This window comes from Mesonia sp. HuA40, from assembly GCF_008017835.1.
Classification (GTDB): Bacteria; Bacteroidota; Bacteroidia; order Flavobacteriales; family Flavobacteriaceae; genus Mesonia.
In genome coordinates, this window is sequence record NZ_VRLT01000005.1 from 148886 (window position 1) to 163088 (window position 14203).

Below are 14203 nucleotides of genomic sequence, written 5' to 3' on the forward strand. Positions count from 1 at the left end.
TATTATAAGGTTGTTGCTTCTCCTCCAGCAGCTTCGATAGCTTCTTTTGCAGTCGCTGTGAATTTATGTGCAGTTATTTTTAAACTTGCTTTCAACTCACCTCTTCCTAATATTTTGATTAAATCTCTTTTATTGGCCAATCGGTTTTCAACTAGAGTTTCAACCGTTACCTCATCTTTAATCTTTCCTTCATCAACCAATCGCTGCAACGTATCTAAGTTTATACCTTGATAAGCCACACGATTACGATTAGTAAATCCAAATTTTGGCACTCTTCTTTGAAGTGGCATTTGACCACCTTCAAATCCGATTTTCTTAGAATAACCAGAACGAGATTTAGCACCTTTGTGCCCACGAGTTGCAGTTCCTCCTTTACCAGAACCTTCACCTCGTCCTACTCGTTTGTTATTCTTACGAACTGAACCTTTTGCAGGTTTTAAATTATTTAATTCCATCGTGTTCAATTATTTTGCTTCCTCAACAGAAACTAAATGTTTTACTTTATTTATCATTCCAAGAATGTTAGGAGTGTCGTTATGCTCTACGCTTTGTCCGATCTTTTTCAACCCTAAAGCCTCCAATGTTAATTTTTGGTTCTTGGTTCGGTTAATAGCACTACGTACTTTGGTAACTTTAATTTTTGCCATGACTTCCTGTATTATCCGTTAAAAACTTTATCTAATGAGATTCCTCTTTGTTTGGCAATTGTTTCTGCACTTCTTAACTGCAATAAAGCATCAAAAGTAGCTTTAACAACATTGTGTGGGTTTGAAGAACCTTGCGATTTAGACAATACATCATGTACGCCAACTGCTTCAAGTACTGCTCTTACAGCACCACCTGCAATCACCCCTGTACCAGGAGCTGCCGGTAAAATAAATACTCGCGCACCGCTATATTTACCCTTTTGTTCGTGAGGAAGGGTTCCTTTATGTAAAGGAATTCTAACTAAATTCTTCTTTGCATCTTCTACAGCTTTTGCAATAGCTTCTGCAACTTCTTTAGATTTACCTAAACCGTGACCTACTACACCATTTTCATCTCCAACAACTACGATTGCAGAGAATCCAAAAGCTCTACCACCTTTAGTAACTTTTGTAACACGTTGTACACCTACTAAGCGATCTTTTAAATCTAAACCACTTGGCTTTACAAGTTCTACGTTTTTATAATCTTGATACATATTATTTTAGAATTTTAGTCCTCCTTCTCGAGCACCGTCTGCTAATGATTTAACTCTACCGTGATATAAATAGCCCCCTCGATCAAAGGTTACTAATTCTACACCAGCATTCTTTGCACGTTCTGCAATTAATTTTCCTACCTCTTGAGCAACTTCAATTTTGGTTCCCTTTGAGGTTATTTCTTTATCTCGAGAAGATGCCGCTGCTAGGGTTACTCCGTCTACATCATTGACCAACTGTGCGTAAATTTCTTTATTACTTCTGTACACAGATAATCTAGGACGAGAAGCATTACCAGCTAAATTTTTGCGTATTCTTCTTCTGATTTTTTCTCTTCTTTTTTCTTTTGAAAATGCCATAATTACAATCTTTTAAGCTGATTTACCTGCTTTTCTTCTTAATTGTTCTCCTACAAATTTAATTCCTTTTCCTTTGTAAGGCTCTGGCTTACGGAATGATCGAATTTTTGCAGCCACTTGACCTACAAGTTGCTTATCATGAGAAGTTAGTTTAACGATTGGATTTTTTCCTTTTTCAGAAATTGCCTCAACTTTAACCTCTGGCGCCAATTCTAAAACAATATTATGCGAGAATCCCAAGGCTAAGTCTAAAACCTGCCCTTGATTAGAGGCACGGTAACCTACCCCCACTAATTCTAATTCTTTAGTAAAACCGTTTGATACACCTTCAACCATATTTTGGATTAAAGCTCTATACAAACCATGTTTACCCTTAAAGTTCTTTTTATCTGAAGAACGCTCTAAAATAACTTGGTTATCTTCTATTTTTATTTCGATATCCGAGAATTCTTGAGTTAACTCTCCTAACTTACCTTTTACAGTAATCAACCCCTCATCTAGGGTTACAGTTACTCCTTCTGGTATCGAAACTGGACTGTTTCCTATTCTTGACATAACTTTTGTCTTTTAAAAATTAGTAAACGTAGCAAAGTAATTCACCACCTACTTTCTCTCTTTGGGCTTGCTTACCTGTCATAACTCCTTTTGAAGTAGAAACAATAGCTATTCCTAATCCGTTAAGGATTCTTGGAATCTCGTTCGCCCCTGCATATTTACGCAGACCAGGCTTACTAATTCGTTGTAACTTTTTAATTACACTCTCTTTAGTATCCTTGTCATACTTAAGTGCGATTTTGATACTTCCTTGAGCGGTAGTATCTTCAAACTTATAACTTAAGATATATCCTTGATCGAATAAAATCTTTGTTATTTGTTTTTTTAGATTAGAAGCAGGAATTTCAACTACGCGGTGATTTGCCGCCATAGCGTTTCTAATTCTTGTCAAATAATCTGCAATAGGATCTGTATTCATTTTACAAATATTTTGATTGTGGTTTTCTTCTTTTTTATAGAACCTTCAATCAGTTAAACAATATTACCAACTGGCTTTCTTTACACCAGGTATCAAACCTTTGTTGGCCATTTCTCTAAACATTACACGAGAAATTCCAAATTGTCTCATGTAACCTTTAGGTCTTCCGGTTAATTTACATCTATTATGTAAGCGAACTGGAGAGGCGTTTTTAGGTAATTTTTGCAATGCTTCATAGTCACCAGCTTCTTTCAAAGCTTTTCTCTTTTCAGCATATTTATCTACCAATTTTTGTCTCTTCACCTCGCGGGCTTTCATTGATTCTTTAGCCATGTTATTTCTTTTTAAATGGTAAACCTAGTTCTGTCAATAAAGACTTCGCTTCTTTATCGGTTTTTGCCGTGGTTACAAATGTAATATCCATACCTGATATTTTGTTCACTGTATCGATATTTATTTCAGGAAAAATAATTTGCTCAGTAATTCCTAAGTTATAATTACCCCTCCCGTCAAAACCAGTGGCTTTAATTCCGTTAAAATCACGCACCCTTGGTAAAGAAGCGGTGATTAATCGATCTAAAAATTCATACATACGCTCACCTCTTAAAGTAACTTTGGCACCAATAGGCATACCTTTACGTAATTTAAAAGAGGCAACATCTTTCTTTGAAATGGTTGCAACAGCTTTTTGACCTGTAATTGTAGTTAATTCATCAACGGCATGATCAATTAATTTTTTATCAGCCACAGCTGCACCTACACCTCTACTTACTACAATTTTAGTAAGTTTAGGCACTTCCATTTTATTTTCGTAACTAAATTCTTCTGTAAGAGCAGAAATGACCTTGTCTTTATACTCTTGTTTAAGTCTTGGTACGTAGCTCATAACTAAATTAGTTCATTAGATTTTTTAGAAAATCTCACTTTCTTTTCTCCATCCATTTTAAATCCTACACGTGTAGTTTCTCCGTTTTTATCAATAAGAGATAGATTTGAAATATGAATAGGAGCTTCCTTCTTTTGAATTCCGCCTTGTGGATTAGAAGCGCTAGGCTTCTGGTGTTTAGAAACCAAATTGATTCCTTCCACAATGGCCTTCTTTTTGTCAACCAATACCTTTTGCACCTTACCTTCTTGACCTTTATGATCTCCAGCAATTACACGTACGGTATCTCCTGATTTTATTTTAAGCTTTGTCATTTTTTCTGTATTAAAGCACCTCTGGTGCTAATGATACAATTTTCATAAATTGCTTATCGCGAAGTTCTCTAGCCACTGGACCAAAAACACGAGTTCCGCGCATTTCGCCAGTTGGGTTTAACAACACACAAGCATTATCATCAAAGCGGATGTACGAACCATCTGCTCTACGAACTTCTTTTTTGGTACGCACCACTACTGCGGTAGAAACAGCTCCTTTTTTAACGCTTCCGTTAGGAGTAGATTCTTTCACACTTACCACAATTTTGTCTCCAACAGAAGCATAACGCTTCTTGGTACCTCCCAATACACGGATAGTCAAAACCTCTTTGGCTCCAGTATTGTCTGCTACTTTTAATCTAGATTCTTGTTGTACCATAATTACTTAGCTCTTTCTATGATTTCTACTAATCTCCAACATTTAGACTTACTCATAGGCTTAGTTTCCATAATCCTAACCGTATCTCCTTCGTTGCAGTCATTTTTTTCATCGTGCGCTACGTATTTCTTCGTTTTTAAAACGAATTTTCCATACATAGGGTGTTTCATTTTTTTCACTTCAGAAACCACAATAGATTTCTGCATTTTGTTACTAGTAACAACACCTATACGTTCTTTTCTTAAATTTCTTTTTTCCATTACTCAGCAGAATTATTGTAATTCTCTTTTTGTGATTTCTGTTGCTATACGTGCAATACTTCTTCTCACGTTTCTTATTTGCGCCGGGTTATCTAAAGGCGTGATCGCATGAGCCATTTTCAAGTCTCTGTACGATTGTTCTTGTATAGCCAATTGCTCTTGCAACTCGGCTACCGATAATTCTTTTACTTCTGATTGTTTCATAACTCAAAAATTATTCTTGATAATCCCTTGCAACAATAAACTTAGTTCTTACAGGCAGTTTTTGAGCCGCTAAACGCAAGGCTTCTTTGGCTGACTCCTGAGGAACCCCTCCTATTTCAAATAAGATTCTTCCAGGTTTCACAACAGCTGCCCAATACTCTACATTACCCTTACCTTTACCCATACGTACTTCTAATGGCTTTTTAGTAATTGGCTTGTCTGGGAAAATTTTAATCCAAATAGACCCTTCTCTTTTCAAGTATCTTGTTGCTGCAATACGCGCAGCTTCTATTTGACGTGCTGTCACGAAGCTAGAATCTAATGATTTGATTCCAAAAGTACCGTTTGAAAGTCTATGCCCTCTTCCGGCATTTCCTTTCATACGACCTTTTTGTTGCTTTCTATATTTCGTTCTTTTAGGCTGTAACATTTCTCTTAATTTAAAAAATTACTTTCTACGACGTGATTTGTTACCACCTCGTCCAGATCCAGATTTACCTCCTTGCTTTTTAGACATTCCTACAAGCGGAGATAATTCTCTTTTTCCGTATACTTCGCCTTTCATGATCCATACTTTTACACCTAATCTACCATAAGTGGTGTGGGCTTCAACTAAAGCATAATCAATATCGGCTCTAAAGGTTGATAAAGGTATTCTACCTTCTTTGTAGGCTTCACTACGCGCCATTTCAGCACCGTTTAAACGACCTGAAATCTGCACCTTAATACCTTCAGCATTCATACGCATTGCAGCAGCAATAGCCATTTTTATTGCGCGACGGTAAGAAATTCTATTTTCTATTTGTCTTGCAATACTCGCCGCTACTAAATGAGCATCTAGTTCTGGTCTTTTAATTTCAAAAATATTAACCTGAACTTCTTTTCCAGTAATTTTCTTAAGCTCTTCTTTCAACTTGTCCACCTCTTGACCCCCTTTACCAATAATGATACCTGGTCTGGCCGTTGTGATAGTAACGGTTACAAGTTTAAGCGTACGCTCAATAATCACTCTAGATACACTAGCTTTAGAAAGACGAGCATGGATATATTTTCTAATCTTATCGTCTTCAGCTAATTTATCGCCGTAGTTGTCTCCTCCGTACCAGTTAGATTCCCATCCTCTGATGATACCAAGTCTATTCCCGATTGGATTTGTTTTTTGTCCCATACTACTTCTTAGCTTTGTGTATTATTTTTAGATCCTAAAATCATAGTTACATGATTTGATCTCTTTCTTATTCTATGTGCTCTTCCTTGAGGTGCCGGTCTTAATCTTTTCAACATACTACCACCGTCAACTCTAATTTCTTTAATATAAAGTTCTGCATCTTCTAGACTCGCCTCTTCATTTTTGGCTTGCCAGTTTGCTATCGCAGACAACAAAAGTTTTTCTAAACGAATAGATGCTTCTTTTGTGTTAAACTTTAATATTTGAAGCGCCTTTTCTACACCTTCACCACGTACCAAATCTGCTACTAAACGCATTTTTCTTGGCGAAGTAGGGCAGTTATTTAGCTTTGCGAAAGCTACTTGTTTCTTAGCTTCTTTAATTTGCTCTGCTCTTTCTTTTTTACGAACTCCCATAGCTTCAATTATTTTTTACCTTTATTTTTAGAACCTCCGTGCCCTCTATAAGAACGAGTTGGTGAAAATTCTCCTAATTTATGACCCACCATATTCTCTGTTACATAAACTGGTACAAACTGTCTACCGTTATGCACCCCTATAGTCTGGCCTACAAAATCTGGAGTTATCATCGAAGCTCTTGACCACGTTTTGATAACAGTCTTTTTTCCTGACTCTACATTTTGCGCTACCTTTTTCTCTAACTTATAGTGAACGTAAGGTCCTTTTTTTAATGAACGTGCCATATCTTATTATTTCTTTCTACGTTCTACAATAAACTTATTACTCGCTTTGGTTTTAGAACGAGTTCTATAACCCTTGGCTGGTATACCTTTTCTAGATCTTGGATGACCTCCTGAAGCTCTACCTTCACCACCACCCATTGGGTGATCAACTGGGTTCATAACAACTGGTCTAGTTCTAGGTCTTCTTCCTAACCAACGCTTTCTACCTGCCTTACCAGAAACCAATAATTGATGATCACTGTTTGATACAGCACCAATAGTTGCCATACACTCACTTAAGATCATTCTAATTTCTCCTGAAGGCAACTTTACCGTCGCATACTTTCCTTCTCTCGCGATCAATTGAGCAAACGCTCCAGCACTACGAGCCATCACAGCTCCTTGACCAGGTCTTAACTCAATACAAGAAATTACAGTACCTAAAGGAATTTCCTTTAAAGGCATTGCGTTTCCTATTTCTGTGGCTACATCGCTTCCAGAAACTAAATTCTGACCTACCTGTAAACCATTTTGAGCAATTACATAACGTTTCTCTCCATCTTGATAGTTCAATAATGCAATAAACGCAGTTCTGTTGGGATCATACTCGATTGAAGCAACAGTTGCAGGAATACCCGCTTTGTTACGTTTAAAATCGATAATACGATAACGTTTCTTATGACCACCACCTCTATAGCGCATGGTCATTTTTCCTTGACTGTTTCTACCTCCCGTTCTTTTTCTCGGAGCAAGTAAACTTTTCTCCGGCTTATCAGTAGTTATGGCGTCATACCCATTAACTACTCTAAAACGCTGACCAGGAGTGATTGGTTTTAATTTTCTAACCGACATCCTTTAATTCTTAAAGATTAGTATATAAATCTATTGTCTCTCCGTCTGCCACCTGTACAATTGCCTTTTTATAAGCATTTGTTTTACCAGTCACGACACCCGTTTTAGTATAACGAGTTTTTCGATCTGGACGGACAATCATTGTGCGAACTTTTTCAACTGAAACGCCATAAGCAGACTCTACTGCGTCTTTTATTTCAATCTTGTTCGCCTTTTTATTCACCACAAAAGCAAAGCGATTATTCAATTCGCTATCATTAGTTGCTTTTTCTGTAATAATAGGTTTTATTAAGATACTCATAACGCTTATTTACTCAAATTCTTTTCAATTTCTTCTAATGACTCCTCAGTCAACACAACTTTATTTGCATGCATCAATTTGTAAGTGCTTATTTCTGAGGCAGTTACAACTTCTGAGGTTTTCAAATTACGTGATGACAAATATACATTTTTATTTGTTTCACCCAATACTATCAATGATTTTTTATCATTTAAGCCTAAATTAGCTAAAAAGCTTAAAAAATCCTTAGTTTTTGGTTTATCAAAATTAAAATCCTCAACAACCATTAAATTGCTAGATTTTGCCTTTTGAGAAAGAACCGATCTTCTAGCCAAACGCTTAAGGTTTTTATTCAATTTAAAACCATAGTTTCTTGGTCTAGGTCCAAATATACGGCCACCTCCTCTAAAAATTGGCGACTTAATACTACCGGCACGGGCCGTACCTGTTCCTTTTTGCTTCTTAATTTTACGAGTACTTCCTACAATTTCGGCTCTTTCTTTAGCCTTATGTGTACCTTGTCTTTGATTTGCCAAGTACTGCTTAACATCTAAGTAAACAGCGTGCTCGTTAGGCTCAATTCCAAAAACAGCATCAGAAAGGTTTGCCTCTCTACCTGTTTCTTTACCTTGTTTATCTAAAACTGCTACTTTCATTATTTCTGAATAGTTACGTAAGCGTTTTTGTGGCCAGGAACACATCCTTTAACTACTAGCAGATTTTTTTCTGCTACCACTTTTAACACTTTAAGATTTTCTACTTTCACTCTTTCGCCTCCCATTTGACCTGCCATGCGCATTCCTTTAAAAACACGCGCAGGGTAAGAAGCCGCACCAATCGATCCTGGAGCTCTTAAACGGTTATGTTGACCGTGCGTTTGTTGTCCAACACCACCAAAACCGTGACGCTTTACAACCCCTTGAAAACCTTTACCTTTAGAAGTTCCTGCTACATCAACAAATTCTCCTTCTGTAAAGTGCTCTACAGTAATTTGATCACCTAATTTGTAATCTTCTTCAAATCCTTGGAACTCGACAACTTTACGTTTTGCACCAGTACCTGCTTTCTTAAAGTGACCTGCAGCCGCTTTTGTAGTAGCTTTGTCTGATTTGTCATCGAAACCAAGTTGAAGAGCTTCATACCCGTCAACCTCGATGGTTCTGACTTGGGTAACTACACATGGTCCAGCTTGGATAACGGTACACGGAATATTTTTTCCGTTTTCGTCAAAAATGCTGGTCATGCCTATTTTCTTTCCTATTAACCCAGACATAATTATTATTTATTATTAAACATTTATATTAAAAAAATTTAGGGGCTAGAAAAATATATCTAACCCCTAGACTATATTCTTCCGCTTTTCCCTCGCTCGCAGCTCAGGACATGTTACTATCACTTGTAATTAAGTAATAGCTTGGTAAATCATTAAACTTTAATCTCTACCTCTACTCCACTTGGAAGCTCTAATTTCATAAGAGCATCAATTGTTTTAGAAGATGAGCTATATATATCTAATAACCTTTTATAAGAACTCAACTCGAACTGCTCACGCGCTTTTTTATTTACGTGTGGCGAACGCAACACTGTAAATATTTTTTTATGCGTAGGTAAAGGTATCGGACCCGTTACCACAGCTCCTGTAGTTTTAACTGTTTTTACAATTTTCTCAGCAGATTTATCTACCAAGTTATAATCGTAAGATTTTAATTTTATTCTAATTTTCTGACTCATGTTTACTTGATATTAGTCGTTAGCTCCTTTTGCTGCTTTGATTACTTCTTCAGAAATATTTGAAGGAGTTTCAGCATAGTGAGAAAATTCCATTGTAGAGGTAGCTCTACCTGAAGATAAGGTTCTTAATGTAGTTACATAACCAAACATCTCTGCTAATGGCACTTCTGCTTTAATCACCTTAGCACCAGATCTATCAGACATATTGTTAACTTGACCTCTTCTTCTGTTTAAGTCACCTACGATATCTCCCATATTTTCTTCTGGAGTAACCACTTCGTTTTTCATAATTGGCTCAAGAATAATAGCACCAGCTTTTTTAGCTGCTGCTTTATATCCTAATTTTGCTGCCAATTCAAAAGATAATTGATCAGAATCTACAGGGTGAAATGACCCGTCTTTTAAAGTAACCTTTAAAGTATCCATTTGGAAACCTGCTAAAGGACCATTTTTCATCGCTTCTTCGAAACCTTTTTGAACCGAAGGAATAAATTCTTTTGGAATTCTACCCCCTTTAATTTCGTCTACGAACTGAAGACCAGTACCTTCGAAATCTTCATCAACAGGCCCCATTTCAAATACGATATCTGCAAACTTACCACGACCACCAGACTGTTTCTTATAAACTTCTCTATGTTCAGCAGTTTGTGTAACAGCCTCTTTATACTCTACTTGCGGCTCACCTTCGTTAACCTCTACTTTAAATTCTCTTTTTAGACGATCTACTAATATTTCGATATGCAATTCTCCCATACCCGAAATAATAGTTTGCCCTGAAGCTTCGTCAGTTTTTACCTGGAAAGTTGGATCTTCTTCAGCTAATTTAGCTAAAGCCATACCCATTTTATCAACATCAGCTTTTGTCTTTGGCTCTACTGCAATACCAATAACTGGCGCAGGGAAAGTCATTGATTCAAGCACAATTGGGTTATCCATATCGGTAAGGGTATCTCCAGTTTTAATATCTTTAAAACCTACTGCAGCCCCAATATCACCAGCTTCGATACGATCGATAGGCTCTTGCTTATTGGCGTGCATCTGATACATTCTTGAAATACGCTCTTTTTTACCAGAACGATTATTTAATACGTAAGAACCTGCATCCAATGACCCTGAATAAGTTCTAAAGAATGCTAAACGACCTACGAAAGGATCGGTTGCAATTTTAAATGCTAAAGCAGAAAAAGGAGAATCTACATTAGGCTTACGCACTTCTGCCTCTCCAGTTTCAGGATTAGTTCCTTCGATAGCATCGATATCTACCGGTGACGGCAAATAACGCATTACCGCATCAAGCATAGCCTGAACTCCTTTATTTTTAAAAGCTGAACCACACATCATTGGTATAATAGACATGTCAATTGTAGCTGCTCTTAACGCTGCAATAATCTCATCTTCAGTAATAGAGTTTTCGTCTTCAAAGAACTTCTCCATTAACTCCTCGTCATATTCAGCAACAGCCTCAACAAGTTGAGCTCTATACTTATCTACATCTTCAACTAATTCAGCAGGAATCTCGATTTCCTTATAAGTCATACCGAAGTTATCCTCATCCCAAATAATTGCTTTTTTAGAAATAAGATCAACCACTCCTTTAAAATCAATTTCATCACCGATTGGCACTTGCAAAGGAACAGGATTACCTCCTAACATTTCTCGCACCTGATTACAAACATTAAAAAAGTCTGCACCTTGTCTATCCATTTTATTTACAAAACCTAGACGTGGTACACGATATTTATCAGCTTGCCTCCATACGGTTTCAGACTGCGGCTCAACACCATCAACTGCACTAAATAAAGCCACAACACCATCTAAAACACGCAATGAGCGCTCTACTTCAACAGTAAAGTCAACGTGACCTGGTGTATCGATAATATTTACTACATATTCTTGATCTCTATAGTTCCAGGTACAGTGCGTTGCAGCAGAAGTAATGGTAATACCACGCTCTTGCTCTTGCTCCATCCAGTCCATAGTTGCAGCACCTTCGTGTGTTTCACCTATTTTATGGTTTACACCAGTATAAAACAAAATACGCTCTGTGGTAGTTGTTTTACCCGCATCAATATGCGCTGCAATTCCTATATTTCTTGTAAATTTTAAATCTCTTTGTGCCATTGTTTTTTAGAATCTAAAGTGTGAGAATGCTTTGTTTGCTTCGGCCATTCTGTGCGTATCTACTCTCTTTTTAACTGCAGCACCTTCTTCTTTAGCAGCAGCTAAAATTTCTGCAGCCAACTTTGCCGCCATCCCTTTTTCATTACGCTTACGCGCAAACATAATCAACCACTTCATAGCGGTTGAAACTTTTCTATCTGGACGAATTTGCATAGGTATTTGGAAGGTAGCTCCACCAACTCTTCTACTGCGCACTTCTACGTGCGGCATTACGTTAGATAAAGCGTCTTTCCATAGCTCTAAAGCCGATTTTTCTTCGTCTTGCTTTTTCTCTTCTACAATATCAATTGCATCATAAAAAATCTTAAAAGCGATTGACTTTTTACCGTCCCACATCATCATGTTAACAAACCTAGTTACTAACTGGTCATTAAACTTAGGATCTGGTAAAAGAGGTCTCTTTTTTGCCTGTCTTTTTCTCATGTCTTCTCTTAAATAAGTTAATTGTTAACGGTTATTGTTAATAGATAAATGTATTTCTCAACTTTTAGCGATCAACAAATAACTTTTACTTTTTAGGGCGTTTTGCTCCGTACTTTGACCTACGTTGCGTTCTACCTTCTACTCCGGCCGTATCTAATGCTCCACGAACAATATGATATCTAACCCCTGGTAAATCTTTTACCCTTCCACCTCTAACTAATACTATCGAGTGCTCTTGCAAATTGTGTCCTTCTCCTGGGATGTAGGCATTTACTTCCTTACCATTGGTTAACCTTACCCTAGCTACTTTACGCATAGCCGAGTTCGGTTTTTTTGGCGTAGTGGTGTAAACACGCGTACAAACCCCACGTCTTTGAGGACAAGAATCCAAAGCAGCCGATTTAGACTTCTTAGTTATTTTGGTTCTTCCTTTTCTTACTAATTGTGAAATTGTTGGCATAATTTCTTTTACACTAATTATTAAAATATTAATTCCCGTTTTTTCGGGTTTGCAAATGTAAAAATTAATTTCAAAAAAGCAAATTATAATTGATTAATTTTCAATACAATTATACTTTGCATACACAAGTTTATTCGATTAATTTCGTTATCCTAAAAAGTACCATTAAAAATAAGTGAACCGCACCTTCATACAAATAATACTTCTACTGTTAATAAGCTGTCCTTTGGGTTTTTCTCAAACAACCGTAAAAGCTTATATTTTAAACGCAGCAATCTCTATAGAAAAATCGGATACACTAGAAGTACTACAAACAAAATCCGTAAAGGAATTAAAACAAGTTTTAAACCAAAAAATAACCAATCTCCAAAAGCAAGGCTATTTAGATGCAGAATTCACTTCATTAAAAGCACAAAAAAACAATACCTATATATATAGATTAAAAAAAGGTAAACAATTTGAATACTTACATTTAAAAATAACAGACAGTCTAGCGCAGGATTTAGCCGAATGTGATTTAAAAATTTTCAACAAAACAATTAAACTACCAATTTTTGATATAGAAGAGCAACTCACAAAAGTAAATAACTGTTTAGCCAATAAAGGCCAGCCTTTTTTACAACTCCAAGTAGTAAAGATTCGGAAACAAGACCACCAACTCTACGCTACTCTTGTGGTCAAATCATCTAAAAAGCGCCAACTCGATGAAATTATTATAAAAGGCTACTCCAATTTTCCTAAATCTTTTTTAAAACATCGCTTACAACTTATTACTGGAAAGAATTTCAACAAAGCAGAGATTTTGGAGAAATACAAACAAATCCAGCAATTAAATTTTGTCACAAGCATAAAACCACCCGAAATTTTATTCCAAAAAGACAGCACCAAGCTATATCTATTTTTAAACAAACAACAGCAAAATGAATTTGATGGCTACTTAGGATTTTCAAATGAGGAACAGGGGAAATTTAATTTAAACGGCTATTTAAATTTATCTCTACTAAACAATTTCAACCAAGGCGAACAAATAAATCTCTCTTATTTAAATAATGCCGAATCTCAATTAGAATTTAAAATAGCAGCAGAGCTTCCTTATCTATTTAATTCTCCAATTGGTATCAATCTAAATTTTAATTTATTACGCAAGGACAGTACTTTTACAAGAAATACTTTTGGGGCTCAGATACATTATAGTATTAAAAACTGGAAACCCTATATAGGCTACACCTCTATTAAGTCAAATCAAACCCAGTCAATCCCATCTTTTTCACAAAAAATAAATTTTAGCAACTACAACGCTAAATTCCTTCAAATAGGTGTTCGTCTCGACGTAAACCAAAAAAAAGATTTTTTCACCGCGCCCAGTTACCTAAACCTAAGCACTTCTTTTGGCTCACGAAAAGCAACTATCAATAGCTCTCAGCAAATTTACACGCTAAAGCACGCCCACTTCTTGCCAATTGCAAAACGAAGCGGAATTCTTACATACCTAACGGCCCACTATTTAGAGAGCAAAGAATATTTTATTAACGAATTAAGCTTTTTTGGCGGAATTAACAGCTTTCGCGGAATTGAAGAAAACAGTTTAACGACAAATTTTTACGGTTTACTACAAACTGAATACCGTTTTAAGTTTGCCTCCAACTTTTATTTGCACAGCATTTTAGATTATGGTTTATACACACCTGCCCCTAACTCTTCACTGGAAAGTTTAACTAGCCTAGGTTTTGGTTTGGCTTTAAACACCAAAGCTGGTAAACTAGAGGTCATGTTTGCTAATGCCAAATACCCTGGCACAGGCTTCAAATTTAGAAATACACTAGTACATCTCCGTCTTCAAAGCAGGTTTTAAAACCCTCCTATTTCT

At 36.4% G+C, this 14203-nt stretch carries 25 protein-coding genes; 1 reads left to right on the forward strand and 24 read right to left on the reverse strand.

Annotation, left to right across the window (positions count from 1 at the left end):
• Positions 1-2: 2 nt before the first annotated feature.
• The 24 genes from rplO to rpsL all read right to left on the reverse strand — a co-directional run bounded on the left by rplO (position 3) and on the right by rpsL (position 12336).
• Positions 3-455, reverse strand: coding sequence for a 50S ribosomal protein L15 (gene rplO, locus FT993_RS00870; protein ID WP_147860650.1), 453 nt, complete (start codon positions 453-455; stop codon positions 3-5).
• 9 nt (positions 456-464) lie between these two features.
• Positions 465-647, reverse strand: coding sequence for a 50S ribosomal protein L30 (gene rpmD / locus FT993_RS00875; RefSeq protein ID WP_147860651.1), 183 nt, complete (start codon positions 645-647; stop codon positions 465-467).
• Positions 648-658: 11 nt separating this feature from the next.
• The gene (gene rpsE / locus FT993_RS00880) at positions 659-1183 is read right to left on the reverse strand and encodes a 30S ribosomal protein S5 (RefSeq protein WP_147860652.1); all 525 of its coding nucleotides are present in this window, start codon (positions 1181-1183) and stop codon (positions 659-661) included.
• A 6-nt stretch (positions 1184-1189) separates the two neighbouring features.
• Positions 1190-1543, reverse strand: a complete 354-nt coding sequence (gene rplR, locus FT993_RS00885) for a 50S ribosomal protein L18 (RefSeq protein ID WP_147860653.1) — start codon at positions 1541-1543, stop codon at positions 1190-1192.
• A gap of 12 nt (positions 1544-1555) precedes the next feature.
• Positions 1556-2098 carry a 50S ribosomal protein L6 gene (gene rplF, locus FT993_RS00890; RefSeq protein ID WP_147860654.1) on the reverse strand — a complete coding sequence of 181 codons (543 nt, stop codon included), beginning with the start codon at positions 2096-2098 and terminating at the stop codon, positions 1556-1558.
• 19 nt (positions 2099-2117) lie between these two features.
• Positions 2118-2516 (reverse strand): 30S ribosomal protein S8, encoded by a 399-nt coding sequence (gene rpsH, locus FT993_RS00895; RefSeq protein ID WP_147860655.1) that lies wholly within the window; start codon positions 2514-2516, stop codon positions 2118-2120.
• Between the two features lie 63 nt (positions 2517-2579).
• Entirely contained in the window at positions 2580-2849 is a 270-nt protein-coding gene (gene rpsN, locus FT993_RS00900) for a 30S ribosomal protein S14 (RefSeq protein WP_147860656.1), read from the reverse strand.
• A gap of 1 nt (position 2850) precedes the next feature.
• On the reverse strand, positions 2851-3402 hold the full coding sequence (gene rplE / locus FT993_RS00905; RefSeq protein WP_147860657.1) for a 50S ribosomal protein L5: 552 nt from the start codon (positions 3400-3402) through the stop codon (positions 2851-2853).
• A 2-nt stretch (positions 3403-3404) separates the two neighbouring features.
• A complete protein-coding gene (gene rplX / locus FT993_RS00910) occupies positions 3405-3716 on the reverse strand; it encodes a 50S ribosomal protein L24 (protein WP_147860658.1) in 312 nt (103 codons plus the stop codon).
• Between the two features lie 10 nt (positions 3717-3726).
• Positions 3727-4095, reverse strand: coding sequence for a 50S ribosomal protein L14 (rplN, locus tag FT993_RS00915; protein WP_147860659.1), 369 nt, complete (start codon positions 4093-4095; stop codon positions 3727-3729).
• A 2-nt stretch (positions 4096-4097) separates the two neighbouring features.
• The gene (gene rpsQ / locus FT993_RS00920; RefSeq protein WP_147860660.1) at positions 4098-4355 is read right to left on the reverse strand and encodes a 30S ribosomal protein S17; all 258 of its coding nucleotides are present in this window, start codon (positions 4353-4355) and stop codon (positions 4098-4100) included.
• Between the two features lie 12 nt (positions 4356-4367).
• A complete protein-coding gene (rpmC, locus tag FT993_RS00925; protein ID WP_147860661.1) occupies positions 4368-4559 on the reverse strand; it encodes a 50S ribosomal protein L29 in 192 nt (63 codons plus the stop codon).
• Positions 4560-4569: 10 nt separating this feature from the next.
• Positions 4570-4989, reverse strand: coding sequence for a 50S ribosomal protein L16 (rplP, locus tag FT993_RS00930; protein ID WP_147860662.1), 420 nt, complete (start codon positions 4987-4989; stop codon positions 4570-4572).
• Positions 4990-5007: 18 nt separating this feature from the next.
• Entirely contained in the window at positions 5008-5727 is a 720-nt protein-coding gene (rpsC, locus tag FT993_RS00935; RefSeq protein WP_147860663.1) for a 30S ribosomal protein S3, read from the reverse strand.
• Positions 5728-5735: 8 nt separating this feature from the next.
• On the reverse strand, positions 5736-6143 hold the full coding sequence (gene rplV / locus FT993_RS00940) for a 50S ribosomal protein L22 (protein WP_147860664.1): 408 nt from the start codon (positions 6141-6143) through the stop codon (positions 5736-5738).
• A gap of 8 nt (positions 6144-6151) precedes the next feature.
• Positions 6152-6430 carry a 30S ribosomal protein S19 gene (rpsS, locus tag FT993_RS00945; RefSeq protein ID WP_147860665.1) on the reverse strand — a complete coding sequence of 93 codons (279 nt, stop codon included), beginning with the start codon at positions 6428-6430 and terminating at the stop codon, positions 6152-6154.
• Between the two features lie 6 nt (positions 6431-6436).
• Positions 6437-7261 (reverse strand): 50S ribosomal protein L2, encoded by an 825-nt coding sequence (rplB, locus tag FT993_RS00950; protein WP_147860666.1) that lies wholly within the window; start codon positions 7259-7261, stop codon positions 6437-6439.
• A 10-nt stretch (positions 7262-7271) separates the two neighbouring features.
• Positions 7272-7562, reverse strand: a complete 291-nt coding sequence (rplW, locus tag FT993_RS00955; RefSeq protein WP_147860667.1) for a 50S ribosomal protein L23 — start codon at positions 7560-7562, stop codon at positions 7272-7274.
• Positions 7563-7567: 5 nt separating this feature from the next.
• Positions 7568-8197, reverse strand: coding sequence for a 50S ribosomal protein L4 (gene rplD, locus FT993_RS00960; protein WP_147860668.1), 630 nt, complete (start codon positions 8195-8197; stop codon positions 7568-7570).
• Complete coding sequence (gene rplC / locus FT993_RS00965) at positions 8197-8814, reverse strand: 50S ribosomal protein L3 (protein ID WP_147860669.1); 618 nt, start codon at positions 8812-8814, stop codon at positions 8197-8199. The genes rplD and rplC overlap by 1 nt, the downstream gene beginning before the upstream one ends.
• Positions 8815-8966: 152 nt before the next feature.
• Positions 8967-9272, reverse strand: coding sequence for a 30S ribosomal protein S10 (rpsJ, locus tag FT993_RS00970; RefSeq protein ID WP_147860670.1), 306 nt, complete (start codon positions 9270-9272; stop codon positions 8967-8969).
• Positions 9273-9284: 12 nt separating this feature from the next.
• Positions 9285-11393: an elongation factor G gene (fusA, locus tag FT993_RS00975; RefSeq protein WP_147860671.1), complete on the reverse strand. Its 2109-nt coding sequence runs from the start codon at positions 11391-11393 to the stop codon at positions 9285-9287.
• Positions 11394-11399: 6 nt separating this feature from the next.
• Entirely contained in the window at positions 11400-11876 is a 477-nt protein-coding gene (gene rpsG, locus FT993_RS00980) for a 30S ribosomal protein S7 (protein ID WP_147860672.1), read from the reverse strand.
• An 85-nt stretch (positions 11877-11961) separates the two neighbouring features.
• On the reverse strand, positions 11962-12336 hold the full coding sequence (gene rpsL / locus FT993_RS00985; protein ID WP_117157697.1) for a 30S ribosomal protein S12: 375 nt from the start codon (positions 12334-12336) through the stop codon (positions 11962-11964).
• Between the two features lie 226 nt (positions 12337-12562).
• On the opposite strand from rpsL, the gene FT993_RS00990 reads away from it, so the two are divergent.
• The gene (locus FT993_RS00990; RefSeq protein WP_147860673.1) at positions 12563-14188 is read left to right on the forward strand and encodes a hypothetical protein; all 1626 of its coding nucleotides are present in this window, start codon (positions 12563-12565) and stop codon (positions 14186-14188) included.
• Positions 14189-14203 lie beyond the last annotated feature (15 nt).

Coding starts and splice junctions, on each gene's coding strand:
- rpsQ (WP_147860660.1), bottom strand. CDS start 4,355: ATGGAAAAAAGAAATTTAAGAAAAGAACGTATAGGTGTTGTTACTAGT.
- rplD (WP_147860668.1), bottom strand. CDS start 8,197: ATGAAAGTAGCAGTTTTAGATAAACAAGGTAAAGAAACAGGTAGAGAG.
- rplC (WP_147860669.1), bottom strand. CDS start 8,814: ATGTCTGGGTTAATAGGAAAGAAAATAGGCATGACCAGCATTTTTGAC.
- rpsS (WP_147860665.1), bottom strand. CDS start 6,430: ATGGCACGTTCATTAAAAAAAGGACCTTACGTTCACTATAAGTTAGAG.
- rplV (WP_147860664.1), bottom strand. CDS start 6,143: ATGGGAGTTCGTAAAAAAGAAAGAGCAGAGCAAATTAAAGAAGCTAAG.
- rplP (WP_147860662.1), bottom strand. CDS start 4,989: ATGTTACAGCCTAAAAGAACGAAATATAGAAAGCAACAAAAAGGTCGT.
- rpsL (WP_117157697.1), bottom strand. CDS start 12,336: ATGCCAACAATTTCACAATTAGTAAGAAAAGGAAGAACCAAAATAACT.
- rplF (WP_147860654.1), bottom strand. CDS start 2,098: ATGTCAAGAATAGGAAACAGTCCAGTTTCGATACCAGAAGGAGTAACT.
- rpsG (WP_147860672.1), bottom strand. CDS start 11,876: ATGAGAAAAAGACAGGCAAAAAAGAGACCTCTTTTACCAGATCCTAAG.
- rpsE (WP_147860652.1), bottom strand. CDS start 1,183: ATGTATCAAGATTATAAAAACGTAGAACTTGTAAAGCCAAGTGGTTTA.
- rplO (WP_147860650.1), bottom strand. CDS start 455: ATGGAATTAAATAATTTAAAACCTGCAAAAGGTTCAGTTCGTAAGAAT.
- rplX (WP_147860658.1), bottom strand. CDS start 3,716: ATGACAAAGCTTAAAATAAAATCAGGAGATACCGTACGTGTAATTGCT.
- rplN (WP_147860659.1), bottom strand. CDS start 4,095: ATGGTACAACAAGAATCTAGATTAAAAGTAGCAGACAATACTGGAGCC.
- rpmC (WP_147860661.1), bottom strand. CDS start 4,559: ATGAAACAATCAGAAGTAAAAGAATTATCGGTAGCCGAGTTGCAAGAG.
- fusA (WP_147860671.1), bottom strand. CDS start 11,393: ATGGCACAAAGAGATTTAAAATTTACAAGAAATATAGGAATTGCAGCG.
- rpmD (WP_147860651.1), bottom strand. CDS start 647: ATGGCAAAAATTAAAGTTACCAAAGTACGTAGTGCTATTAACCGAACC.
- rplE (WP_147860657.1), bottom strand. CDS start 3,402: ATGAGCTACGTACCAAGACTTAAACAAGAGTATAAAGACAAGGTCATT.
- rplW (WP_147860667.1), bottom strand. CDS start 7,562: ATGAGTATCTTAATAAAACCTATTATTACAGAAAAAGCAACTAATGAT.
- rplR (WP_147860653.1), bottom strand. CDS start 1,543: ATGGCATTTTCAAAAGAAAAAAGAAGAGAAAAAATCAGAAGAAGAATA.
- rpsC (WP_147860663.1), bottom strand. CDS start 5,727: ATGGGACAAAAAACAAATCCAATCGGGAATAGACTTGGTATCATCAGA.
- rpsH (WP_147860655.1), bottom strand. CDS start 2,516: ATGAATACAGATCCTATTGCAGATTATTTGACAAGAATTAGAAACGCT.
- rplB (WP_147860666.1), bottom strand. CDS start 7,261: ATGTCGGTTAGAAAATTAAAACCAATCACTCCTGGTCAGCGTTTTAGA.
- rpsN (WP_147860656.1), bottom strand. CDS start 2,849: ATGGCTAAAGAATCAATGAAAGCCCGCGAGGTGAAGAGACAAAAATTG.
- rpsJ (WP_147860670.1), bottom strand. CDS start 9,272: ATGAGTCAGAAAATTAGAATAAAATTAAAATCTTACGATTATAACTTG.